This is a genomic window from Pseudomonas sp. B23(2017) (assembly GCF_002113725.1).
GTDB classification, from domain to species: Bacteria; Pseudomonadota; Gammaproteobacteria; order Pseudomonadales; family Pseudomonadaceae; genus Aquipseudomonas; species Aquipseudomonas putida_Z.
This window is the reverse complement of the sequence record NZ_NEJM01000006.1, coordinates 136,016-158,534: the sequence shown is the minus strand read 5'-3', so window position 1 is coordinate 158,534 and position 22,519 is coordinate 136,016. Positions and strand designations below refer to the sequence as shown.

24 protein-coding genes and 1 pseudogene are annotated in these 22,519 nt (G+C 64.5%); 13 read left to right on the top strand and 12 right to left on the bottom strand.

Annotated features, from left to right (window positions below):
* Positions 1–50: 50 nt before the first annotated feature.
* Positions 51–575 (bottom strand): ankyrin repeat domain-containing protein, encoded by a 525-nt coding sequence (locus CAG46_RS12420; RefSeq protein ID WP_025338159.1) that lies wholly within the window; start codon positions 573–575, stop codon positions 51–53.
* A gap of 265 nt (positions 576–840) precedes the next feature.
* Between CAG46_RS12420 and CAG46_RS12415 the strand changes: the two genes are divergently transcribed.
* A complete protein-coding gene (locus tag CAG46_RS12415; protein WP_025338158.1) occupies positions 841–1,113 on the top strand; it encodes a DUF3509 domain-containing protein in 273 nt (90 codons plus the stop codon).
* Positions 1,114–1,236: 123 nt separating this feature from the next.
* Here the strand turns inward: CAG46_RS12415 and CAG46_RS12410 are convergent, their stop codons facing one another.
* The 3 genes from CAG46_RS12410 to aroC all read right to left on the bottom strand — a co-directional run bounded on the left by CAG46_RS12410 (position 1,237) and on the right by aroC (position 4,150).
* Positions 1,237–1,773, bottom strand: a complete 537-nt coding sequence (locus tag CAG46_RS12410) for an oxidase (RefSeq protein WP_085617737.1) — start codon at positions 1,771–1,773, stop codon at positions 1,237–1,239.
* Positions 1,773–2,927 carry an MFS transporter gene (locus tag CAG46_RS12405; protein WP_085617735.1) on the bottom strand — a complete coding sequence of 385 codons (1,155 nt, stop codon included), beginning with the start codon at positions 2,925–2,927 and terminating at the stop codon, positions 1,773–1,775. The genes CAG46_RS12410 and CAG46_RS12405 overlap by 1 nt, the downstream gene beginning before the upstream one ends.
* Positions 2,928–3,058: 131 nt before the next feature.
* Positions 3,059–4,150, bottom strand: a complete 1,092-nt coding sequence (gene aroC / locus CAG46_RS12400) for a chorismate synthase (RefSeq protein WP_025338155.1) — start codon at positions 4,148–4,150, stop codon at positions 3,059–3,061.
* Positions 4,151–4,386: 236 nt separating this feature from the next.
* Between aroC and CAG46_RS12395 the strand changes: the two genes are divergently transcribed.
* Entirely contained in the window at positions 4,387–5,349 is a 963-nt protein-coding gene (locus CAG46_RS12395; protein ID WP_084785076.1) for an alpha/beta hydrolase, read from the top strand.
* Between the two features lie 214 nt (positions 5,350–5,563).
* Complete coding sequence (locus tag CAG46_RS12390) at positions 5,564–6,346, top strand: hypothetical protein (protein WP_085617733.1); 783 nt, start codon at positions 5,564–5,566, stop codon at positions 6,344–6,346.
* A 123-nt stretch (positions 6,347–6,469) separates the two neighbouring features.
* Here CAG46_RS12390 and prmB read toward each other — a convergent pair whose 3' ends face one another.
* Positions 6,470–7,378, bottom strand: coding sequence for a 50S ribosomal protein L3 N(5)-glutamine methyltransferase (prmB, locus tag CAG46_RS12385; protein ID WP_015269350.1), 909 nt, complete (start codon positions 7,376–7,378; stop codon positions 6,470–6,472).
* Between the two features lie 180 nt (positions 7,379–7,558).
* On the opposite strand from prmB, the gene CAG46_RS12380 reads away from it, so the two are divergent.
* The 5 genes from CAG46_RS12380 (at position 7,559) to CAG46_RS12360 (ending at position 10,337) form a co-directional block, all read left to right on the top strand.
* Positions 7,559–8,149 carry a cysteine hydrolase family protein gene (locus tag CAG46_RS12380; protein WP_025338152.1) on the top strand — a complete coding sequence of 197 codons (591 nt, stop codon included), beginning with the start codon at positions 7,559–7,561 and terminating at the stop codon, positions 8,147–8,149.
* Positions 8,150–8,234: 85 nt separating this feature from the next.
* Positions 8,235–8,555, top strand: a complete 321-nt coding sequence (locus CAG46_RS12375; protein ID WP_024086500.1) for a hypothetical protein — start codon at positions 8,235–8,237, stop codon at positions 8,553–8,555.
* A 174-nt stretch (positions 8,556–8,729) separates the two neighbouring features.
* Positions 8,730–9,290: a Smr/MutS family protein gene (locus tag CAG46_RS12370; RefSeq protein ID WP_024086499.1), complete on the top strand. Its 561-nt coding sequence runs from the start codon at positions 8,730–8,732 to the stop codon at positions 9,288–9,290.
* 70 nt (positions 9,291–9,360) lie between these two features.
* Entirely contained in the window at positions 9,361–9,906 is a 546-nt protein-coding gene (folE, locus tag CAG46_RS12365; RefSeq protein ID WP_013971502.1) for a GTP cyclohydrolase I FolE, read from the top strand.
* A 59-nt stretch (positions 9,907–9,965) separates the two neighbouring features.
* On the top strand, positions 9,966–10,337 hold the full coding sequence (locus tag CAG46_RS12360) for a glutaredoxin (protein WP_003260822.1): 372 nt from the start codon (positions 9,966–9,968) through the stop codon (positions 10,335–10,337).
* A gap of 130 nt (positions 10,338–10,467) precedes the next feature.
* Here the strand turns inward: CAG46_RS12360 and CAG46_RS12355 are convergent, their stop codons facing one another.
* Complete coding sequence (locus tag CAG46_RS12355; protein WP_061302973.1) at positions 10,468–11,070, bottom strand: glutathione S-transferase family protein; 603 nt, start codon at positions 11,068–11,070, stop codon at positions 10,468–10,470.
* Positions 11,071–11,215: 145 nt separating this feature from the next.
* Between CAG46_RS12355 and CAG46_RS12350 the strand changes: the two genes are divergently transcribed.
* Complete coding sequence (locus tag CAG46_RS12350; protein WP_084785075.1) at positions 11,216–12,406, top strand: benzoate/H(+) symporter BenE family transporter; 1,191 nt, start codon at positions 11,216–11,218, stop codon at positions 12,404–12,406.
* Positions 12,407–12,549: 143 nt separating this feature from the next.
* Here CAG46_RS12350 and CAG46_RS29325 read toward each other — a convergent pair whose 3' ends face one another.
* The 3 genes and pseudogenes from CAG46_RS29325 to CAG46_RS12335 all read right to left on the bottom strand — a co-directional run bounded on the left by CAG46_RS29325 (position 12,550) and on the right by CAG46_RS12335 (position 16,004).
* The gene (locus CAG46_RS29325) at positions 12,550–13,413 is read right to left on the bottom strand and encodes a methyl-accepting chemotaxis protein (RefSeq protein ID WP_371858040.1); all 864 of its coding nucleotides are present in this window, start codon (positions 13,411–13,413) and stop codon (positions 12,550–12,552) included.
* Positions 13,411–13,938, bottom strand: a pseudogene (locus tag CAG46_RS29320) (HAMP domain-containing protein); the annotation flags it as partial. The pseudogene CAG46_RS29320 and the gene CAG46_RS29325, both read right to left, overlap by 3 nt.
* Positions 13,939–14,606: 668 nt before the next feature.
* Positions 14,607–16,004, bottom strand: a complete 1,398-nt coding sequence (locus CAG46_RS12335) for a PLP-dependent aminotransferase family protein (protein ID WP_085617724.1) — start codon at positions 16,002–16,004, stop codon at positions 14,607–14,609.
* Positions 16,005–16,229: 225 nt separating this feature from the next.
* On the opposite strand from CAG46_RS12335, the gene CAG46_RS12330 reads away from it, so the two are divergent.
* The gene (locus tag CAG46_RS12330) at positions 16,230–17,405 is read left to right on the top strand and encodes an MFS transporter (RefSeq protein ID WP_085617722.1); all 1,176 of its coding nucleotides are present in this window, start codon (positions 16,230–16,232) and stop codon (positions 17,403–17,405) included.
* A gap of 59 nt (positions 17,406–17,464) precedes the next feature.
* Here CAG46_RS12330 and CAG46_RS12325 read toward each other — a convergent pair whose 3' ends face one another.
* Positions 17,465–18,226: an SDR family oxidoreductase gene (locus CAG46_RS12325; protein WP_085617756.1), complete on the bottom strand. Its 762-nt coding sequence runs from the start codon at positions 18,224–18,226 to the stop codon at positions 17,465–17,467.
* Positions 18,227–18,401: 175 nt separating this feature from the next.
* On the opposite strand from CAG46_RS12325, the gene CAG46_RS12320 reads away from it, so the two are divergent.
* Together CAG46_RS12320 and CAG46_RS12315 are read left to right on the top strand one after the other, a co-directional pair.
* Positions 18,402–19,403, top strand: a complete 1,002-nt coding sequence (locus tag CAG46_RS12320) for an NADP-dependent oxidoreductase (RefSeq protein ID WP_024086491.1) — start codon at positions 18,402–18,404, stop codon at positions 19,401–19,403.
* Between the two features lie 470 nt (positions 19,404–19,873).
* Entirely contained in the window at positions 19,874–20,149 is a 276-nt protein-coding gene (locus CAG46_RS12315) for a DUF3077 domain-containing protein (RefSeq protein ID WP_038409084.1), read from the top strand.
* Between the two features lie 188 nt (positions 20,150–20,337).
* On the opposite strand, the gene pyrF is transcribed toward CAG46_RS12315, so the two are convergent.
* On the bottom strand, positions 20,338–21,039 hold the full coding sequence (gene pyrF, locus CAG46_RS12310) for an orotidine-5'-phosphate decarboxylase (RefSeq protein ID WP_085617720.1): 702 nt from the start codon (positions 21,037–21,039) through the stop codon (positions 20,338–20,340).
* Positions 21,040–21,220: 181 nt separating this feature from the next.
* Between pyrF and CAG46_RS12305 the strand changes: the two genes are divergently transcribed.
* Positions 21,221–21,388, top strand: a complete 168-nt coding sequence (locus CAG46_RS12305; protein ID WP_010952850.1) for a DUF2897 family protein — start codon at positions 21,221–21,223, stop codon at positions 21,386–21,388.
* 246 nt (positions 21,389–21,634) lie between these two features.
* On the opposite strand, the gene CAG46_RS12300 is transcribed toward CAG46_RS12305, so the two are convergent.
* Positions 21,635–21,970 carry a ComEA family DNA-binding protein gene (locus CAG46_RS12300; RefSeq protein ID WP_085590160.1) on the bottom strand — a complete coding sequence of 112 codons (336 nt, stop codon included), beginning with the start codon at positions 21,968–21,970 and terminating at the stop codon, positions 21,635–21,637.
* Positions 21,971–22,519 lie beyond the last annotated feature (549 nt).

Here is a 22,519-nt window from a genome sequence, read left to right as displayed (position 1 = left end):
CTGCGACGGGTGAAAAGTCGCCAAGGATAGCCGCAAATGCCCCCTTGCGGTTAGCCAGCCAGCACTTGCAGGCGCGCTGCGGCGTCCACGGCCCCCATGGTTTGCGCTGCCATCAACGCGGTGGTACCACGGGCATCCTGACGGGCCGGGTCGGCCCCCTGGGCCAGCAGGTAGTCGAGGATTTCGCTGCGGTTGAACATGGCCGCCAGCATCAGCGCGGTGCGGCCATCCTGCGCGGCGGCGTCCACCGGTACGCCGTGCTCCAGCAACAGGCGGATCATGGCCAGGTCGCCCTTGAATGCGGCACCGGCGATGGGTAGCTGACCGTTATCGTTGGCAATCAGCGGGTCGGCGCCATGCGCCAGCAGCACGCGCACTGCGTCGTGGTGGCCGTGGTAGCTGGCCAGCATCAGCAGGGTGTCGCCCTTGTGGTTGCGCAGGTTGGCCGGCAGGCCGCTGGCAAGCAGGCGCCCGAGCATCTCGGCATCGCCTTGGCGAGCACGTTCGAACACCTGCTCGGCGAAGGCGGCGGTTTCGTCGTCGGTCATGGTGGCAGGCGTGGGTTGGCTGGACATTTGGAACCTCCTGGCAGAAATCGTTGCCCAAGTCTTTGTCAGGCAAGGCTGCCGGGTCAAAGGTTCAGATTCTATCGGGGCGATAGCTGGCCACGGGTCGTGCAATATGCACTGTGCAAAATGCACGACCGTGCAGCTTGCACGACAGCGCTTCGAAAAAAAATACGTAACCAACTGAATTTAAAGGGATTTTTCAGAAAAAACTTCCTGGCACGGTCACTGCAACCATCAACTCACGTCTGCCACGCAACAGCCAGGAGTTGATATGGACCTCATCCAGGAAAAGTTCGTTTCGGTATTTTCGGCCTACCAGGTGAATACCCAGGCCCGACCCGACGGCGGTGTGCTGCTGACCCTGCGCGCTGCTGATGGCAAGGTCACCCGCCGGGTACTGACCTATACGCAATTGCACAGTGCCGAACAGCTTTCGTGGGCGATCAGTGCGATTCGCCGGGATTTGGCCGAGCAGGCCAGCGAGTTGCCGGTGATTTCGATGCTGCAGAGCCAGCAGCGGTTTGCCTTGCCGACTTATCGCTGAGTTCTGTGTTGGTTGATCTGGCCTCTTCGCGGGCTCGCCCGCTCCCACAGGGATATCGCCGAGCCTGAGGGCAGCGCTATCCGTGTGGGAGCGGGCGAGCCCGCGAAGAGGCCGGCAAAGCCATCACAACTCATCAATGCCCAGAAACGCCCGCGCAGTCACATCCCCGGTAAACCTCGGCTGCATCCCCTGCTCGCTGCCATACAAACGCAACGCCAGGCAAAACGGCGCATCGCCCAGCTCGACCCAGCGCCGGGTCCCCGCTGGCACCACCAGCTGGTCACCCTTCTCGCACAGCACCGAATACACCCAATCCCCCAAACGCAGGCCAACCTGCGCCCGCCCGCTGATCACGGCAAACACCTCGTCGGCGTCATGCACATGCTCATCGCGCACGTCCACCTGCGCCGGGGCCTCGCCGTCACGGTTGAGCACCACGAAGGCTTTGCTGCCATGCGCTGTCATCAACTGGTCCAAGTGGTCGCGGCAGGCCTCCAGCACCTCGTCCTGGGCCGTACCCGGGCGCACCCGCAGGCCATGCCCGGCCTGGGTAAAGCGCACGCCCTGCTCGGCCAGGGTGGCGGCGATGTCGTCGTGGTGGGTCAGCACCTTGTTCGGCAGTTCCGGGCTGGAGGGGTGGAAAACGCTGAGAATGCTCATCAGGGGCGGGTCCTGGTCGGTTGCGAACAAAGGGCAATGATAACGGCTGCAGCCAAGGCTGCGGCACTGGCCATACCAAAGGTGAAGGTGGGCCCCAGCAGTTTCCAGCTGTAACCCGAATACAACGCCCCCAGCGCACCGCCAGTGCCCGACAGCGCCGCATACAGCGCCTGGCCCTGGCCCTGCTGGCGGGCGCCGAAGCTTGCCTGGACGAAAGCGATGCTGGCGGCATGGAAGCAGCCGAAGGTGGCAGCATGCAGCACCTGGGCGAACACCAGCACCGCCGGCTCGCCGGCCAGGTTGCCCAGCAACAGCCAGCGCAGCGCCGCCAGCACGAAGCTGGCCAACAGCACCTGCTGCACCGAAAAGCGCGCGAAGATGCGGCTCATGGCCATGAACACCAGTACTTCGGCCACTACCCCCAGTGCCCACAGCAAGCCAATGGCACTCCGGGCATAGCCCAGGTGTTCCAGGTGCAGGGTGAGGAAGGTGTAGTACGGTCCATGGCTGAGTTGCATCAGTGCCACGCAGGCGTAGAACGCGATCACCCCGGGCGCCCGCAGCTGCTGCAGGAAGCCGCCCGCGCCGCTGCGCTCGCCCTGCTCCACCGGCTGGGCATTGGGTACCCACAGGCTGGCGGCGACGATGCCGGCCATGATCGTGACCAGCGCCACCGGGTAGATATCCAGGCTCAGCCACTCGAACAGCCGGCCCAGGCCGACCACGGTGAGGATGAAGCCGATCGAGCCCCACAGGCGCACCTGGCTGTAGCGCGCGGTTTGCCCGTGCAGGTGGGCCAGGGTGATGACCTCGAACTGCGGCAGCACCGCATGCCAGAAGAACGCGTGCAGGGCCATGACCAGCGCCAGCCAGGCGTAGCTTTTGCCAAGGAAGATAAGGGCGAAGGTGGCCAGGGTCGACAATGCGCCCAGGCGCACGATCAGCAGGCGCTGGCCGGTGCGGTCACCCAGCCAGCCCCACAGGTTGGGGGCGATGCAGCGCATGAGCATGGGGATGGCCACCAGCTCGCCGATGCGTGCCGGAGAGAAGCCCAGGTGGTCGAAGTACAGCGCCAGGAACGGGGCGGTGGAACCGAGCAGGGCGAAGTAGAACAGATAGAAGCTGGACAGGCGCCAGTAGGGGATTGGTTGCATGGGGTGGCCTATGGGGTTGCCGGTACTGGCCCTATCGCCGGCAAGCCAGCTCCCACAGGATTACCACAAGCCTGAACATTGGGGGTTCCTGTGGGAGCTGGCTTGCCGGCGATAGGGCCAGTGCAAGCGAATCAGAGCTGGCCCAGCACCGGGGTATTCACCTTCACATCGGCATTCTGCGCGCGGTGGCGCAGCAGGTGGTCCATCAGCGCGATGGCCATCATCGCCTCGGCGATCGGCGTGGCGCGGATGCCCACGCACGGGTCGTGGCGGCCTTTGGTGATGACGTCCACCGGGTTGCCGTCGATGTCGATGGAGCGGCCCGGGGTGGTGATGCTGGAGGTCGGCTTCAGCGCCAGGTGGGCAACGATCGGCTGGCCCGAGGAAATACCGCCGAGGATGCCGCCAGCATTGTTGCTGAGGAAGCCTTCCGGGGTCAGTTCGTCACGGTGCTCGGTGCCGCGCTGGGCCACGCTGGCGAAGCCGGCGCCGATTTCCACGCCCTTGACCGCGTTGATGCTCATCAGCGCGTGGGCCAGTTCGGCGTCGAGGCGATCGAAGATGGGCTCGCCCAGGCCCGGCATGACGCCTTCGGCGACCACGGTGATCTTGGCACCCACCGAGTCCTGGTCACGGCGCAGCTGGTCCATGTAGGCCTCCAGCTCCGGCACTTTGCTCGGGTCAGGGCTGAAGAAAGCATTCTGCTCCACCGACTCCCAGGTCTTGAACGGGATTTCGATCGGGCCCAGCTGGCTCATGTAGCCGCGCACAGTAATGCCCTGGGTGGCCAGGTATTTCTTGGCGATGGCACCGGCGGCCACGCGCATGGCGGTTTCGCGGGCCGAGCTGCGGCCACCGCCGCGGTAGTCGCGGATGCCGTACTTGTGGTGGTAGGTGTAGTCGGCGTGGGCCGGGCGGAACAGGTCCTTGATCGCCGAGTAGTCCTTGGACTTCTGGTCGGTGTTGCGGATCAGCAGGCCGATCGAGCAGCCGGTGGTACGGCCTTCGAACACGCCGGAGAGGATCTCCACCTCGTCGGCTTCCTGGCGCTGGGTGGTGTGCCGGCTGGTGCCGGGCTTGCGCCGGTCGAGGTCGTGCTGCAGGTCGGCGAGGGAAATTTCCAGGCCCGGTGGGCATCCATCGACAATGGCGACCAACGCCGGGCCATGGCTCTCGCCAGCGGTGGTGACAGTGAACAGCTTGCCGTAGGTATTGCCGGACATGGACGCTCCGCGAGATCTGCCTGAAGTGAACGAAAGCGGCAGTATACAGATGGATTGATCGCCTGTGCTGGCCTCTTCGCGGGTAAACCCGCTCCCACAGGTACCCCACACGATGCGAAAATCGTGCTGTACCTGTGGGAGCGGGTTTACCCGCGAAGAGGCCAGTACAGGCAACCTCCCCTTCGAACCTTCCCGCAAACACTGGGTCAAACCCTCATCTCCCCATGTAGTACCGCATGATGTCGCGCCTCGTCGCCCTCTTCTTCCTGCTGTGCACCGGTCTGGCCCAGGCCGCCGCCCCCACCGTGCTGCAACGCCCGATCGACCTCGACACCGGCCAGGGCGTGCTGCACGGCAGCCTGCTGCTGCCACAACAGCCCACCCCGCCACCGGTGGTGCTGATCATCGCCGGCTCCGGCCCCACCGACCGTGACGGCAACAACCCGGCGTCAGGCCGGGTCGACAACCTCAAGCGCCTGGCCCTGCTACTGGCCAACGAGCACATCGCCAGCGTGCGCTACGACAAGCGCGGGGTGGCCGCCAGCCAGCCGGCCACGCCCGACGAGCGTGACCTGAGCGTGGAGCGCTACGTGGCCGACGTGGTCGCCTGGAGCCACAAGCTCAAGGCCGACCCGCGCTTTGGCCCGTTGATCCTGATCGGCCACAGCGAAGGCGCGCTGATCGCCAGCCTGGCCGCCGAGCAGGCCGGCGCCAGCGCGGTGATTACCCTGGCCGGCAGCGGCCGGCCGTTGGCCGAGGTACTGCGCGAACAGCTGGCCCAGCGCCTGCCGCCGGCACAATTGGCCGGTGGCAGCGCCCTGCTCGACCGCCTGCAGGCCGGGCAGACCAGCCTGGAGGTGCCGGCGCCGCTGCGCCAGGTGTTCCGCCCCAGCGTGCAGCCCTACCTGATTTCGCTGTTCCAGCAGAACCCGGCGGCGGCCTTTGCCCGCCTGCCCATGCCCGCGCTGATCGTGCAGGGGCGCAACGACGTGCAGGTGGGCGTGGTCGACGCCGAACGGCTGAAGGCGGCCAAGCCGGATGCCCAACTGGTGCTGATCGATGGCATGAACCACATGCTGCGCATCAGCCCCAAGGCGATGAGCCAGCAGCGCGACAGCTACCTCAACCCTGAACTGCCGCTGGCGAGGGAGCTGGGCGAGCAGATTGTGACGTTTATCCAGCATTTGCCTTCGGCGTAAGGGAAATAGGCTCAGGTCCCGGGCGCTTCTGCCGATAGGGTGGATAACGGCGAAAATTGGGGCCGCTGCGCGGCCCTTCGCGACACAAGGCCGCTCCTACAGCGTTACGCGTCGTCTCTGCGATGCGCGATCCTCTGTAGGAGCGGCCTTGCGTCGCGAAAGGGGCACGCAGTGCCCCCTCTTGCAGCCGGCACGCACTTGAGGACAAACCCTGATGACAACCGCCCCCGCCGCCGTAGAGCCGGCCGAAGAGCCCGAGGAAAGCACCGCCCTGCCCTGGGCCGAGCTGGCCGCCGAACATTTCCAGCTGTTGCGCCTGGCCGCCCTGCCCACCGACCGCAACACCGGCGCACGGCCGCTGCGCTTTGTGCAGTTCGGCTATGCCGAACGCCACGACAAGGCCCACAGCCTGTTGCGCATGGAAATCCAGCTGCCCGGGCAGAAGGTGCACAAGGAACAGAACCGCCTGGACATTCGCGTCGACCACACAGCACGCCTGGTGCGCATTGGCAATGAACATGGCTTGCAACTGGAGCCGCTGAACCGTGGCATCGGCCGCTTCTTGCTGGCCCAGGCCGCGCAGTGGCTGCAGCGCAAGTGGTCGCACTACCAGATCGAGGGCATGGCGCTGCCGAGCAAGGATGCGCTGAACGAAGACTCCCGCCTGCGTCGTGACCACTGCCTGCGCGGCATGGGTATCGAGGTGGAGTACGAGGACAGCCAGCATCTGAAGGGCCGTACCGTGGAAATGACGGTGGGCCAGCTCAAGGGCGCGTGGAACAGCGAGCGCTTGCAGCGAGTGGGGATGCTGGATGCTGCCGGCCTGCTGCAGCAGGCTGACCAGCAGTTGCAGGAGAAGGAAGGGCAACTGCGTGAGCGGGATGAACGGGTTGCCAAGTACCAGCGTGAGGACAGCGGGTTGCGCTTTACCATCACCTGCCTGGTGGCGTTTGCGGTGTTCCAGGCGGGGTTGCTGATCTGGATTGCCACGCGCTGACATCGCGTTGCGGCCATCGCCGGCAAGCCAGCTCCCACAAGTCCACCACAATGCTCGGGCCTGTGGTATTCCTGTGGGAGCTGGCTTGCCGGCGATTGGGCTGCAGAGCAGCCCCTTTCAGGTTCAGACCCGGGCCTTGAACAGTTCCTGATGCTGGCGGCACTGCTCGGCAGTCAGCATGAACACCCCATGCCCGCCGCGCTCGAACTCCAGCCAGGCAAAGTCCACCTCGGGGTACAGCGCCTCGACATGCACCTGGCTGTTGCCCACCTCGACAATCAGCAAGCCCTTGTCGGTCAGGTGGTCCGCCGCTTCGGCCAGCATGCGCCGCACCAGGTCCAGGCCATCGTTGCCGCAGGCCAGGCCCAACTCGGGCTCGTGGTGATACTCGGCCGGCATGTCGTCGAAGTCCTCTGCATCGACATACGGCGGGTTGGACAGGATCAGGTCGAAACGCTGCCCCGGCAAACCGCCAAAACCGTCTCCCTGCACGGTATACACGCGCCCGTCCAGGCCGTGGCGTTCGATGTTCTGGTTGGCCACTTCGAGCGCTTCGAACGACAGGTCGGCCAGCACTACCTCGGCCTCGGGGAACACGTCGGCGGCAACGATGCCGATGCAGCCAGAACCGGTGCACAGGTCGAGAATGCGCGCCGGCTCGCTCGCCAGCCACGGCTCGAAGCGTTTCTCGATCAGCTCGCCAATCGGCGAACGCGGCACCAGCACGCGCTCGTCGACGATGAACGACATGCCGCAGAACCAGGCCTCGCCCAGCAGGTAGGCGGCCGGCACGCGTTCTTCGATACGGCGCTTCAGCAGGTGCTGCAGGCGTACCCGCTCGTCGTCCTCGAGCATGCAGTCCAGGTAGCTGTCGGCCACCTCCCACGGCAGGTGCACCGCCCCAAGTACCAGCAGGCGGGCCTCGTCCCAGGCGTTGTCGGCACCGTGGCCGAAGAACAGGTCGTGCTCGTGGAAGCGGCTGACCGCCCAGCGGATGTAGTCGCGCAGCGTGCGCAGGCGGGATGTGATCACGGGGTACTCCTAATTCAGACCGGACAAAAGTCTAACAGCCCCACCCGCACATTTGTTCCTTTGCCTTACCCAATGGCTAGCCACAAGCCAGTAACCATGCCGCTTGCGTTGTCAACCATTCCCATTGGCGCCAAGGCAGGGGAGAATAGGTATACAAAAGCCCTATCCAAGGAGCCCTTGATGTCCGTTCCAACCACGATGTTTCGCCTCACTGGCCGCGACTACCCGCCGGCCAAGCTGAGCCACGCCAGCCTGATCATCATCGATGCGCAAAAGGAGTACCTCAGCGGGCCCCTGGCGCTGTCGGGCATGGACGAGGCCGTGGCCAACATCGCCAGGTTGCTCGACGCCGCGCGCAAGAGCGGCCGTCCGATCATCCACGTTCGCCACCTGGGCACTGTCGGTGGCCGCTTCGACCCACAAGGGCCGGCTGGCCAGTTCATTCCGGGGCTGGAGCCGCTGGAAGGCGAAATCGTCATCGAAAAACGCATGCCCAATGCATTCAAGAACACCCAACTGCATGAGACCCTGCAGGCGCTGGGCCACCTGGACCTGATCGTCTGCGGCTTCATGAGCCACTCCAGCGTCAGCACCACGGTACGCCGCGCCAAGGACTATGGTTACCGCTGCACCCTGGTGGAAGACGCTTCGGCGACCCGCGACCTGGCATTCAAGGATGGGGTGATCCCGGCCGCGCAGATCCACCAGTGCGAAATGGCCGTGATGGCCGACAACTTCGCTTGCGTGGCCCCCACCGCCAGCCTGATCTGATCGGCTGGTACAACCGCCCGGCAGCCGGGCGGAACCCGATGGGCGGCTCCAGGTCGAATTCCGGATATCCACAGAGGAGAGCGGAATGAAGCTCAAAGGCAGTTTCGACGCCAAGCGCCTGCGCCCGCGCGAACCGCGTAACTGGGGCGCCCGCCTGGCGGCCGGCCTGTCGGCCATGCTGGCGACCCTTGGCGTGCTGCTGGCGATGGCCGGGGTCGCAGGCCTGCTGGGCAACTACCCTGCCCTGGCGGAGCTCAATGCCAACAAACCGCTGGCCGGCATCCTCACCGTGGCCGGCTTGCTGCTGCTGTGGCTGGGAGTGCGCTTCTGGCGGCGCAGCCGCATTCGCCTGCGCCGCGGGCGGGAACTGAACCTTTCGCCGCACCTGATGAAGAAGCATGACTGATGGGGTTGTATTACCTGTATCGGCCTCTTCGCGGGCACGCCCGCTCCCACAGGTACCCCGCTCCCTTCAGCCCCAGTGATATCCCTGTGGGAGCGGGCGTGCCCGCGAAAGGGCCGGCACAGGCTGCACAAGGCCCCACAGTCGCGTAAACTACGCCGCCCACGTGGAGGCATCATGCAAGACGACGATTTTTCCCTGTTCAAGGCCGAAGTGCGCGGTGTCAAACCGATCACGCACGACCGCGCCGAAGTCGGCAAGCCCAAGGCCGACCGCCAGAAGCTGGCCGGCCTGCGCCAGGCGGCGACCGTGCGCAGTGACAAGGCGCTGGTTATCGACGGCATGTCCGACCAGTTCGTCATCGACGTTGGCGCCGAAGACGAGCTGCTGTGGCGCCGCGACGGCGTGCAGGAAGGCCAGCTGCGCAAGCTGAAGCTGGGGCAGATCCCGTTCGAGGGCAGCCTCGACCTGCATGGCATGACCGTGGAAAAGGCCCGCGAAACCCTGTGGGACTTCATCGCCGAAGCCACCAAACTGGAAGTGCGCTGCGTGCGGGTTACCCACGGCAAGGCCGCGCGCCTGGACGGCAAGCGCCCGATGATCAAGAGCCACGTCAACACCTGGCTGCGCCAGCACCCGCAGGTGCTCGGTTTTGCCTCGTGCAACGCCCGCCACGGCGGCACCGGCGCGGTGTATGTGATGCTCAAGCGAACCATGCTCGAAGGCCGCGACGAGTAACGCCGCGCTTGCAGCGCCGCCCTCACCGCCGTACCCTTCGTTTTTGCGATTTTTTCCCACAGGTAGATCCATGTCCCTGGAACAGAACTACACCGAGATCCTCAGCCAGATTGGCGAGGACGTCTCCCGTGAGGGCCTGCTCGACACGCCCAAGCGGGCTGCAAAGGCGATGAAGTACCTTTGCCGCGGTTATGAGCAAACACTGGAAGAAGTCACCAACAACGCGCTGTTCAGCTCTGACAACAGCGAAATGGTGCTGGTCCGGGACATCGAGCTGTATTCGATGTGCGAACACCACATGCTGCCGTTCATCGGCAAGGCGCACGTGGCCTACCTGCCCAAGGGCAAGGTACTGGGCCTGTCGAAGGTGGCGCGCATCGTCGACATGTACGCTCGCCGCCTGCAGATCCAGGAAAACCTCAGCCGCCAGGTTGCCGAGGCCGTGCAGCAGGTAACCGGTGCCGCCGGCGTTGCCGTGGTCATCGAAGCCAAGCACATGTGCATGATGATGCGCGGTGTCGAGAAGCAGAACTCGACCATGATCACCTCGGTGATGCTGGGTGAGTTCCGCGAAAACGCCGCCACCCGCAGCGAGTTCCTCAGCCTGATCAAGTGATTGGCTGCTGACCCCGAGCCGACCCTGCCGGGTCGGCTTTTTCATTTCAGGAGTTGCCCATGATCGTCAAAGCCCTGCGGGTTGGCCTCGGCCAGCTCATCGTGTTCGGTGACTGGATCAGCCGCCCGGCCAAGCGCAAGCGCGACGCCGCCGCCCAGGCCCGCGTCGAGCAAGCGGCCCAGGGCCTGGCGCTGTACCAGTTCCACGCCTGCCCGTTCTGCGTCAAGACCCGCCGTACCCTGCACCGTTTGAACGTGCCGGTGGCGCTGCGCGATGCCAAGAATGACCCGGTGCACCGCCAGGCCCTGCAGGAAGGTGGCGGCCGGGTGAAAGTGCCGTGCCTGCGCATTGAAGAAGCGGGCAAGGTGACCTGGATGTATGAGTCCAAGGCGATCATTGCCTACCTGGATGAGCGGTTCGCTTCGGCCTGACAGTTTGCAGGTTTCCTGTACCGGCCCTATCGCCGGCAAGCCAGCTCCCACAGGGATCCCACAATATTCAGTCCTGTGGTGAACCTGTGGGAGCTGGCTTGCCGGCGATAGGGCCAGTACAGGCTAAAGATCAGCCCACCATCGGCACATGCCGTGGATGGCTGCTGACCCGCTCCAGCCAGGCCCTCACTGCCGGGTAGTCGGCCAGGTCGAACCCGCCCTGCTGCGCCACATGGGTGTAGGCATACAACGCCACATCGGCAATCGAATATTGCTCGCCGACCAGGTACGGCGTCATCTGCAGCTGCCGCTCCATCACCCTCAGGGCCTTGTAACCGCCCTTGTGCAGCTTGCGGTACTCCTCCAGGCGCTCGTCCGGCAACCCCAGGTAGAACTGGATGAAACGCGCCACGGCAATGTACGGCTCATGGCTGTACTGCTCGAAGAACTGCCACTGCAACACCTGGGTGCGCAGGCGTGGCTCGGTGGGCAGAAACTCGCTGCCATCGGCCAGGAAGTTGAGAATGGCATTGGACTCCCACAGGTAGCTGCCGTCTTCCAGCCCCAGCACCGGCACCTTGCCGTTGGGGTTCATCGCCAGGAACTCGGGCGTTTCGGTCTCGCCCTTGAGGATGTCCACCGGGTGCCATTCATATGGCCGGCCCAGCAGGCTCAACATCAGCTTGACCTTGTAACAGTTGCCCGACTGGTAGTCGCCATAGACCTTGTACATCGCCCCTCCACTCCCAAGCAGTTCTGCATTTGCGCCCAATAGTTGGCGACTGTACGGCTAAAAGCAATGGCCGCTGTATGGCAAGGATCAACCTTGCTCGCTGTAGTCTGAAAAAACTGCTTACACCTTTACAAGGATTTTGTTCATGACCGATGCCACTTCCGCACGCCTGCGGCCCCTGGCAGACAGCTCCCCGTCGGCGGTGGTCGCCGGCTTCATCGCCATGCTCACCGGCTATACCAGCTCGCTGGTGCTGATGTTCCAGGCCGGCCAGGCTGCCGGGCTGACCAGCGCGCAGATTTCGTCATGGATCTGGGCGTTGTCGATCGGCATGGCGGTGTGCAGCATCGGCCTGTCGCTGCGTTACCGCACGCCGATCACCGTGGCCTGGTCCACCCCCGGCGCCGCCCTGCTGATCACCAGCCTGGGCGGGGTCAGCTATGGCGAGGCGATCGGCGCCTACATCACCTGCGCCGTGCTGGTGCTGATCTGTGGCCTGACGGGGAGCTTCGAGCGCCTGGTCAAGCGCATCCCGGCCTCGCTGGCCTCGGCGCTGCTGGCGGGCATCCTGTTCAAGATCGGCAGCGAAATCTTCGTTGCCGCCCAGCACCGCACCTTGCTGGTACTGGGCATGTTCTTCAGCTACCTGCTGGTCAAGCGCCTGTCGCCGCGTTACTGCGTACTGGCCGCGTTGCTGGTGGGCACGGTGCTGTCCGGCGCCCTGGGCCTGCTGGATTTCAGCGGCTTCCGCCTGGAAGCGGCCACACCGGTGTGGACCACGCCAAGCTTCTCGCTGGCGGCGACCATCAGCATTGGCATCCCGCTGTTCGTGGTGGCGATGACCTCGCAGAACATGCCGGGTGTGGCCGTGCTGCGCGCGGACGGCTACCAGGTGCCGGCCTCGCCGCTGATCTCTGCCACCGGCTTTGCCTCGCTGCTGCTGGCACCGTTCGGCTCGCACGGGGTCAACCTGGCGGCGATCAGCGCGGCGATCTGCACCGGGCCGCATGCCCATGAAGACCCGGCCAAGCGCTATACCGCGGCGGTGTGGTGCGGGATTTTCTATGGCATTGCCGGGGTGTTCGGCGCGACCTTGGCGGCGTTGTTTGCGGCGCTGCCGAAAGAGCTGGTGCTGTCGATTGCGGCGCTGGCGCTGTTTGGCTCGATCATGAACGGGCTGACCGTGGCCATGAGCGAAGCGCGGGAGCGGGAGGCGGCGGTGATCACCTTCATGGTGACCGCTTCGGGGCTGACCTTGTTCTCGATCGGCTCGGCGTTCTGGGGGATTGTGGCGGGGGTGCTGGCCTTGATGATCCTCAACCCGCGTAGGGCCTGAAGGTATTTGTTGCCTGTACCGGCCTCTTCGCGGGTAAACCCGCTCCCACAGGGATCACACAATATTCAGCATTGTGGTATTCCTGTGGGAGCGGGTTTACCCGCGAAGAGGCCGGTACAGGCAACACAAGCCCCGGACCCAGATCACAACCTGAAATGCCCCACCATCCCCTTCAGGTCGGTCCCCAACTGCGCCAGCTCGATACTCGAACGGGCATTGTCCTGCATTGCCAACGCCGCCTGATCGGCACTACCACGGATCTGCGTGACGCTACGGCTGATCTCTTCCGCCACCGAACTCTGCTGCTCGGCCGCCGCGGCAATCTGCTGGTTCATCTGCTGGATCAATGACACCGCCGCCGCAATGCTGCCCAGCGCGCTTTCGGTCTGCAGTGCATCAGCCACCGCCAAACGCACCAGCTCGGTACTGCCGCGAATCTGCGCCACCGACTGCTGGGCATTGCCGCGCAGGCTGGCGACCAGAGTCTCGATCTGCTCGGTAGACTGCCGGGTACGCCGCGCCAGCGCACGCACCTCATCAGCGACCACGGCAAAACCACGGCCCTGCTCACCCGCCCGAGCGGCTTCGATAGCAGCATTCAGCGCCAGCAGGTTGGTCTGCTCGGCCACGCTCTTGATCACTTCCAGCACGTCGCCAATGGTGTGGATCTCGGCACTGAGGCTGTCGATACCGGCGCTGGCCGTCTCCGCCGCCGACGCCAGTTGCTCGATGCGCTGCATGCTCTGGCGCACCACCTGCTGCCCGGAATCAACCTTCTCGTCCGCAGCCTGGGCCGCCTGCGCCGCCTCTTCGGCATTACGCGCCACATCGTGCACCGTGGCGGTCATCTGTTGCATTGCGGTGGCTACCTGCTCGGTCTCTTCCTTCTGGCTGCCCACCTCGCGGTTGGTCTGCTCGGTCACCGCCGAAAGCGCCTGCGCATTGCCGGCCAGTTGCTCGATGCCCTGCTGCAAACCGCTGACAATGCCCGACAAGCCCGCCGCCATCTGCTGCATGGCCTGCATCAGCTGCCCTACTTCGTCACGCCGTGGTGCCTGGGCGTCAAAGCTCAGCTCGCCGGCAGCGATGCGCTGGGCGCGGGCAATCACATGCTTGAGCGGCCCGACCACGGCGCGGGTGATCAGCCAGGCGGCCAGCACACCTACCAGCAGCGCCAATGCCGTAGCCAGGCCGATGGCCACGGCATTGCGTTGCAGTTCGCCCTGCAGGGCCTGCTCCTGCCCAAGGTAAGCCTGGTCTACCCGGCTGGTGACTTGCTCGGCACTGGCCTGCAACTGCGCCTTCAAGCCCTGCTCGCGGGCCAGCTGGTCAGTGTATTCGTTGAGCTTTTCCGAGAAGCTGCCAATGTGCCCTGCCACTTCGCCAAGCACACTCTGGTAGCCGGCATCGCTGACAGCGCCCTGCAACTGGCTGACCAGGCTGGCAGCCTCGACGGTCTGGGCGATGCGGTCCTGGCTGACGCCCTCTTCACCCTTGCGGCTTTTTTCCAGGCGTACCCGCGCTTCGTCCATGGCCTGCAGCATCAGCCGCGACACCTGTGCCACCTGCCCGGCCTGCTCGAGGAACGCACCGCCCTGCTGGCCCTGGGACTGCTTGAGGGTATACACGCCGTCGTCAGCCAGGCCGGCCTGCAGCACATCGAGGTTGTTGGCCACGCTGGACACCGACCAGCTGGCCATGTCCAGCGCCAGCTCCTTGGCCTGCACCGCTTCGACAAAGGCCTCGAATGCCTGGCCGTAGGCGGCCAGGTCGGTTTCCGCCGCTGCCAGCGCCGGCAGGCCACGGGCGCGTTCGGCCAGGCCCTGCAGGCCACTGCGCAAGGCCTCGGCCTGCTGCAGGTCGGAGCGCAGGGCAAAGGCCTGCTCGTGCTGGCGCAAGCGCAGCAGGTCGGTATTGAACTGGGCCAGTTGGCGCAAGCTGTCGAAGCGCTGGCCAACACTGTGCAGCGCGGCAATGCCAATGGCCGCCACCGCCAGGGTCAGCACCAGCACCAAGGCAAAGCCCAGGCCAAGTTTGCGGGCCATGCCCAGGTTGGCCAGCACACCGTGCTTGCTCGCGCCCATGCCGATTCCCCTTCTGCGTGCGAGGTTATCCCGAAGGCCAAGGGTGGCAACGTTGCCAGCCGATGAACAAGGGCCTGGCGTCAGAATAGTGTCAAATAGCTATGAGCGTGTCGCTATCAGCTTGGCAGAGGTCGCCCTGCGTGCTGAAGGAAGGCCTGGGCGCGAGAGTCCTGCCCGTAGGCGACATTGATGCGCAGCCAGGTGCTGGCCGCGCCCTGGTAATCGAAGGCGCTGCCGGGGGTGAGCAGCACATCGTGTTCCAGCGCCAGGCGCTCCAGGCTGGCGAAATCCCGGCCCGGCACGCAGGCCCAGACGAACATGCCGCCGTAGGGCTCGCAGAACACCTGCCAGCCCGCCTGTTCCAGCTGGCCTAGCAGCCTGGCCATGTGCTGCCCCAGGCGCACACGCAGGCGCTGCACGCTCTTGCGGTAGCTGCCGTTGGCCAGCATCTGCCCCACCACCTGCTCGGCAAAGCGCGAGGTGCCGATACCGCTGACCATCTTCAACTCGGCCAGGCGCGCCAGCAATGCCGGGTCGGCGACCAGGTAGCCGACCCGCAGCGAGCTGCTGAGAGTTTTCGAGAAGCTGGCCATGTAGATTACCCGCTGTTCGCTGTCGAGGGTGGCCAGGCGGGTGGCCGGGCCTTCCTGGAAGTCGGCGTAGATATCGTCCTCGATGATGCGCAAGTCGTGCTCGCGGGCCAGCTCCAGCAGGCGGTAGGCCACCTTGGGCGTCAGGCTGGTGCCGGTGGGGTTTTGGTACAGGCTGTTGATGAACAGGCAGCGCGGCTTGTGCGCCGCCAGCAGAGCTTCGAGGGTGGCCAGGTCCGGGCCTTCGGCGGTGCGCGGCACCGGCAGCATGTGCACCTGGTGCTGGCGCAGCAGGTTGTACAGGTTGTAGTAGCCGGGGTTTTCCACCAGCACCGTGTCGCCCGGGCGCAGCAGGGTGCGCACCAGCAGGTCGAGGCCGTGGCTGGCGCCGTGGGTGGTGAGGATACGTTCGGGGCCGGCGGCGATGCCCAGCTGCGCCAGGCGCTTGTGCAACTGCTGGCGAAGGCTGGCCAGGCCCAAAGGTGGGCAATAGTCGAACAGGTCCTGTGGGTTGCCGCGGCTGACCTGGCGCACTGCCTGGGCCAGTTCGGTGGCGGCGCGCCAACTGCTGGGCAACCAGCCGCAGCCCAGCTTGAGCAACTCGTCATGGCCCTCGCGAAACTGCCGCCAGCTGCCGTCGCCAGCCTCGCCCCAGGGTTGGGCGTCTTCCACGGCCAGGCCGGGTTTGCGCTCGGCGACGAAAAAACCAGTGCCGTGGCGGGCCTCCAGCCAGCCGCTGGCGACCAGGCGGTCGTAGGCTTCGATCACACACGACGCACTGACCGCCTGGCTGCGGGCCAAGGCCCGGATCGACGGCAGGCGCGCGCCGGGGCGCAGGCGTTGCTGGTCGATCCAGGTTTGCAGGTGGTCGGTGAGTTGCTGTACCAGCGGGGTGGTGCTGGTGCGGTCGAGGGGCAAGTGCATGGGGCAAGTGTTCGCTGGTTTTGAGCGAACAGTTAAGCATAAAAGGGTTGGCGGTGTGTCTGGTGATGGGTATGGGCTGGCATCAGAGTGGCAGGCACGGCCCTTTCGCGGGTGAACCCGCTCCCACAGAGATAGCACCCAACCCGAGAGCGGTGCAGTACCTGTGGGAGCGGGTTCACCCGCGAAAGGGCCGGTACAGCCACTACAGAACCAGGATCCCTACCCATGCCCTCCGCCCCGGCCCGCCTGGCCTTCGCACTCTGCCTGATCACCCTGGCCGTCAACCTGCAGGCCCCGCTGTACATCACCTACGCCGACCTCTCCGGCCAAGGCGCCGCCGCCACCGCAGTGGCCTTCTCCGGCTATGTGCTCGGCGTGCTACCCGTGCTGCTGGCCCTGGGCGGGCTGGCCGACCGCGTTGGGCGCCGGCCATTGGTGCTCGCCGCACTGGCCCTGTCGATGGTCGCCACCATGCTGATGCTGCTGGCCCCCAGCCTGCAAACCCTGGGCCTTGCGCGGCTGTTCCTCGGCCTGGGTACCGGCCTGGCCTCGGCCACGGCCACCGCCTACATGGGTGAACTGATGGGCGGCGCGGACAACACCCGCGCCGCCAATTGGGTTACCGCCAGCACCTCGCTGGGCTTTGGCCTGGGCGCGGCGCTGACCAGCCTGTTCCTGCTACGCGGCCCCAGCCTGACCCCAGGCAGCTTCCACCTGCAACTGCTGCTGGCGGCGCTGGCCATGCTGCTGGTGTGGCGCCTGCCGGACCCACGCCCGGCACGACGCACCCCCATGCTGCGCCTGCCCTGCTACCCGCGTGGCAGCGTGGCCTATGGCCTGGCCATTTTGCTGGCATGGGCCTGCGTGGGGCTGGTGATCGCCCTGCTGCCGGGCATCCTGCGCCAGCATGGGCTTAGCGCCTGGTCGGGGTTCTCGACCTTTTGCGTGATCAGCTGCGGGTTGTTGTTCCAGCCCATGGCACGGCGCCTCAGCAGCCGTACGGCCACGTTGCTGGGGCTGGTGATATTGCCGTGCAGCTATGCCGTGCTGGCCTGGGGCGCGGACAGCGGCCAGCTGGGCGCGGTATTGCTGGGTGCGGTGGCGGCCAGTAGTGCGTGCTACGGGTTTATCTACCTGGGCGGGCTGGCGGCGGTGAACCAGCTGGCCGGCAGCGAGAAGACACGGGCCAGTGCCGGGTTCTTCCTGCTGGCGTACCTGGGGTTCAGCCTGCCGGTGATCTTTACCGGGCTGTTGAGCGACCGGCTGGGATCACGATTGGCGTTGCTGGTATTTGGTGGGGTGTTGATGGTGGGGTGTGTGGTTGTAGGGCTGGCATTGTGGTGGTCTGCCAGGGCCTCTTCGCGGGTAAACCCGCTCCCACAGGGACATCACAGGACCTGAGGGCAACGGGGTATCTGTGGGAGCGGGTTTACCCGCGAAGAAGGCCACGCGGTTTCGGCTCAGATCGCCGTAGACCCACCATCCACCGCCAGGCAATGCCCAGTAGTAAACGCCGCGCCATCACTGCACAGGTACAGCACGGCACTGGCAATTTCCTCGACCTTGCCAATGCGCCCCACCGGATGCATGGCAGCGGCAAACTCGGCCTTGCGTGGGTCGGCCTCATAGGCACGGCGGAACATGTCGGTGTCGATCACCGCCGGGCACACCGCATTCACCCGGATGCCCTTCTTGGCGTACTCGATGGCCGCCGACTTGGTCAGGCCGATCACCGCGTGCTTGGAGGCGCTGTAGATGCTCATCTTCGGCGCCGCGCCCAAGCCCGCCACCGAAGCGGTATTGACGATGGCCCCACCGCCCTGGGCCAACAGCAACGGCAGCTGGTACTTCATGCACAGCCACACACCCTTCACGTTGACGCCCATGATGGCATCGAACTCCGCCTCGCTGCCCTCGGCCAGGCGGCCCTGCTCTATCTCGATACCTGCGTTGTTGTAGGCATAGTCCAGCCGTCCGTAGGCAGCGATCAGGCGCTCGTGCAGTTGGCGCACCTCGGCGTCACGGGTAACGTCGCAGGCAATGAACAGCGCCTCCCCGCCAGCAGCGTGGATCAGGGCCACAGTGGCCTCGCCACCGGCCGGGTCGAGGTCGGCCACCACCACCTTCAGGCCCTCCCGGGCGAAAGCCAGGGCGGTTGCCCGGCCGATGCCGGCGGCGCCGCCAGTGACCAGGGCTACCTGGCCGGAAAAGGTCATGCTCATCGCGTGCTCCAAAGCGTGCTTGGTGGGGTTCAGAGCATAGTCAGCCACCACCCGCCCGGGCAGCATCATCACCCCACCGGTTGGGCTACCATGCTTGTCAGTGATGTTAAGGACCTGCCTACATCAACAGGGTAGATTTGACGCCTCCCCCTTCCATTGCCCACAAGGACCCGCCATGACCAACACCAACCGCCGCTTCCTGCTCGCCAAACGCCCGGTCGGCGCCGTGCGCCGTGACGACTTCAGCTTCGAGACCGTGCCCGCCGAACAACCCGGCGAAGGCCAGGTGCTGGTGCGCAACCTGTACCTGTCGTTGGACCCGGCCATGCGCGGCTGGATGAACGAAGGCAAGTCCTACATCCCGCCCGTGGCCCTGGGCCAGGTGATGCGCGCGCTGGGTGTTGGCGAAGTGGTTGCCTCCAACCACCCCGCCTACAAGCCGGGCGACCATGTAAGCGGCGCCCTTGGCGTGCAGGACTACTTCACTGGCGAACCCCAGGGCCTGCACAAGATCGACCCCAGCCTGGCGCCCCTGCCGCGCTATCTGTCGGCGCTGGGCATGACCGGCATGACCGCCTACTTCGCCCTGCTGGACGTCGGCCAGCCCAAGGCCGGTGACACCGTGGTCATTTCCGGCGCGGCCGGCGCGGTGGGCAGCATTGTCGGGCAAATTGCCAAGATCAAAGGCTGCCGTGTGGTCGGCATTGCCGGCGGCGCCGAGAAGTGCCAGTACCTGAAGGACGAACTGGGCTTTGACGGGGTGATCGACTACAAGGCCGAAGACGTGCTGGCCGGCCTGAAGCGCGAATGCCCCAAAGGCGTGGACGTGTACTTCGACAACGTCGGCGGCGACATCCTCGACGCCGTGCTGACCCGCATCAACTTCAAGGCACGCATCGTGATTTGCGGCGCGATCAGCCAGTACAACAACAAGGAAGCGGTAAAAGGCCCGGCCAACTACCTGTCGCTACTGGTGAACCGCGCGCGCATGGAAGGCTTCGTGGTGATGGATTACGCCAAGGATTACGGCAAGGCTGCGCTGGAGATTGCCGGGTGGCTGGCCAGCGGGCAGGTGAAGAGCAAGGAGGATGTGGTGGAAGGGCTGGAGACCTTCCCCGAGACCTTGCTGAAGCTTTTCAGTGGGGAGAACTTTGGCAAGTTGGTGCTCAAGGTTTGAGATTGAGGTAACCAACACTGGCCTCATCGCCGGCAAGCCAGCTCCCACAGGTACAGCGCCACCGTTGAGCCCGACGCTGTACCTGTGGGAGCTGGCTTGCCGGCGATTGGGCCGCACAGCGGCCCCGGCGATAACTGCCGCACCTCGCTCGCAGCGCGTCAGACTTTCCTGAACCTTGCCCCCACCGCTTCAGCTTGAAGCAGCAAGCGAACTATCCTACGCAGCGTTCGGAAGCAGCTGAATTGTCGGGGAAATCCCTCAGGGATAACTTCACCGGGTCGCCATGTTGGTGACCGGGTGTGAGAACCTGTTATGCACTGCTGCTCCACTGTTCAATGGCAGCCATTCGCGGGCAGGCTTTGGCTTGGCCGGCGTCAGTGCACCGGTTTCTCACCCCGCGCAATGGCTGCCACCTTTGTCCGTGAGAAAGATCCGGGTGGTTGCTCCTCGTCACGCACTGGATTTTCACCATGAAAAAGAACACCCCCTCCCCCATCCTCACCGCAGGCCTGGAAACCTTCCTCGAAGCCGGCAACCCCACCCTGGACCTGCTCCGCGTACAGCCCGGCGTGCCGATCGATGATGCCTACGAGCACGTGTCAGTGCTGCTGGGCTACATCAAGCACCTTGTGCGCGAAGGCGACATGGAAGATGACCACAAACTGCTGGGCTCCGCCGATTACCTGCTGGCCATGGCCAAGGCCCTGATGAACGACATCGAACTGGCCAAGAACAAGCTGCACTGACAGGCTTTGAGGGAACAACCCAAAATCCAAAAGCTGACTCACCCGCTCCCACAGGTCCAGCTCTGCCTGTGAGGCTGCGCTCTTCTGTGGGAGCCGTCTTGCCGGCGATCACCGCCAAAGGCGGTGCCATGTACCAAACAAAAAAGGCCAGCACTCTCATGCTGGCCTTTCTCTACAACGCGGGCTACTTACCCACGAATCTCCGCCACCACCGCAGCCAACGCCTGCGCCGGATCGGCAGCCTGGCTGATCGGCCGGCCGATCACCAGGTAATCCGAACCCGCATCCAGTGCCTGGCGCGGGGTGAGGATACGGCGCTGGTCATCCTGCGCACTGCCCGCCGGGCGAATGCCTGGGGTCACCAATTGCAGCGACGGGTGCGCCGCCTTCAGCGCCGGGGCTTCCAGCGCCGAGCACACCAAACCGTCCATGCCAGCCTTCTCGGCCAGCGCCGCCAGGCGCAGCACCTGCTCTTGCGGGTCGACATCCAGGCCGATGCCGGCCAGGTCTTCACGCTCCATGCTGGTCAGCACGGTCACACCAATCAGCAACGGCTGCGCGCCGCTGCGCTTGGCCAGCTCTTCACGGCAGGCCGCCATCATGCGCAGGCCACCGGAGCAATGCACGTTCACCATCCATACACCCATCTCGGCGGCAGCCTTCACCGCCATGGCGGTGGTGTTGGGGATGTCGTGGAACTTGAGGTCCAGGAACACTTCGAAGCCCTTGTCGCACAGGGTTTCGACAATGCCCGAAGCACTGCTGGTGAACAGCTCCTTGCCAACCTTCACCCGGCACAGCGCAGGGTCAAGCTGGTCAGCCAGCTTCAGGGCGGCCTCACGGGTAGGGAAATCCAGGGCGACGATCAGGGGCGTCTGGCAGGCGGACATGGGCAGGGTCTCTTGGCAAGTCGAAAACGGCGCGCATTGTAAACGAAGTGGCACAGGCTTTGGGGCCCGCGGGTCACGGAATTGGCCCGACAGTGGCTGGCTCCTATAATTGAACCAACGGAACGGGCAATTGCTCAACATTTGTACAAGCGCTGCCCATCACCAGCAAAGGAGAACGACAATGCCCTGGTATGCCTGGCTGATACTCATCATAGCGCTCGGCTCGATCGTCGGCGGGCTGATGCTGCTGCGCGACACGGCAAAGAAACTGCCACTGACCGAAGAACAGCTGCGCAAGGTGCATGAGCGCAATGCCGAAGCGGATGCCAAGGATGCGCAGGACCGCTAGCGCACCCCGGTCGCTGGCGCTGCCACGATCTGACCGGCTGTTACGGTCGATGTAGGAGCGGCCTTGCGTCGCGAAAGGGCCGCAAAGCGGCCCACGGGGTTCAGCGGCACTACAGGAATAGCTGGGGCTGCTTTGCAGCCCTCTCGCGACGCAAGGCCGCTCCTACAGGGGGCGCGTCAACCAGCCAATTAGATCGCCTACTTCATGAAAGTCAGGGCCAGGACACAAACCCCAGCCCCTCCCCCCCTATTCCACCATCACCTTGTCCCGGTTGCGCTCCAGCAACGCATTACCAATCCCTTTGATCTCCAGCAGCTCATCCACCGAGGCAAACGGCCCATTGGCCTCCCGGTAGGCCACGATGGCCTCAGCCTTGGCCTTCCCTATCCCGTTCAGCTCCTTCTGCAAAGTAAGCGCGTCAGCGGTGTTCAGGTCCAGCCGCTGCGGCTGCTGGGCCTGCTGCTGGCTTACCACCGGGACCGGCTCGGGCACCGCCGTGGCGCTGGCCGGGGCAGCGCTAAGGGAAAAGGACAGGCTGGCGAACAGCGGCAGCAGCAGGTACGACAGAACGTTGTTACGCATGGTGAACACTCCTGGGTTGGTCATTTTCCAGCAGCCGTTTTCCTTCGACTGCGCAATCAACCCTAGCGGCTCTGCCATTTTGCAAAAAGGCTCTTGACCTGGTTAATCGTTACCGAATCCGACATTAAAAAAACAACTTCGCCCACCCAAAAGCAATGGCGTTACGCCATATTTCAGTATAAGTTCATGAAACAAAGGCGATAGCAAATCGCCGCTAGGTAAATTCCCGTTTAACCTAGGTTTCATTCAGACCAAAAGCTGTTGTTTTTCCCACAAGCCTTGCCGGACAAGGCCCCATCCCATTCGTCGTATGCCTCGGTTGTATTGACTTTATTGGCATGATGCCTGAATAACATCAAACAATCGTTTTTCTTGATGCAACTTTCAAAAATAGGATCCAATCATCCGATAGATAGGGGCAAATTCGGACGACCAGGGGAAAAAAACGTGCCATACGGGATGTCATCTTGATGACGAAATGATAAATTTGCGGTCATTGGACAACCGCTATGCTTGAAGGATCCGAGCCAAATGAATTTTTCTTCACCA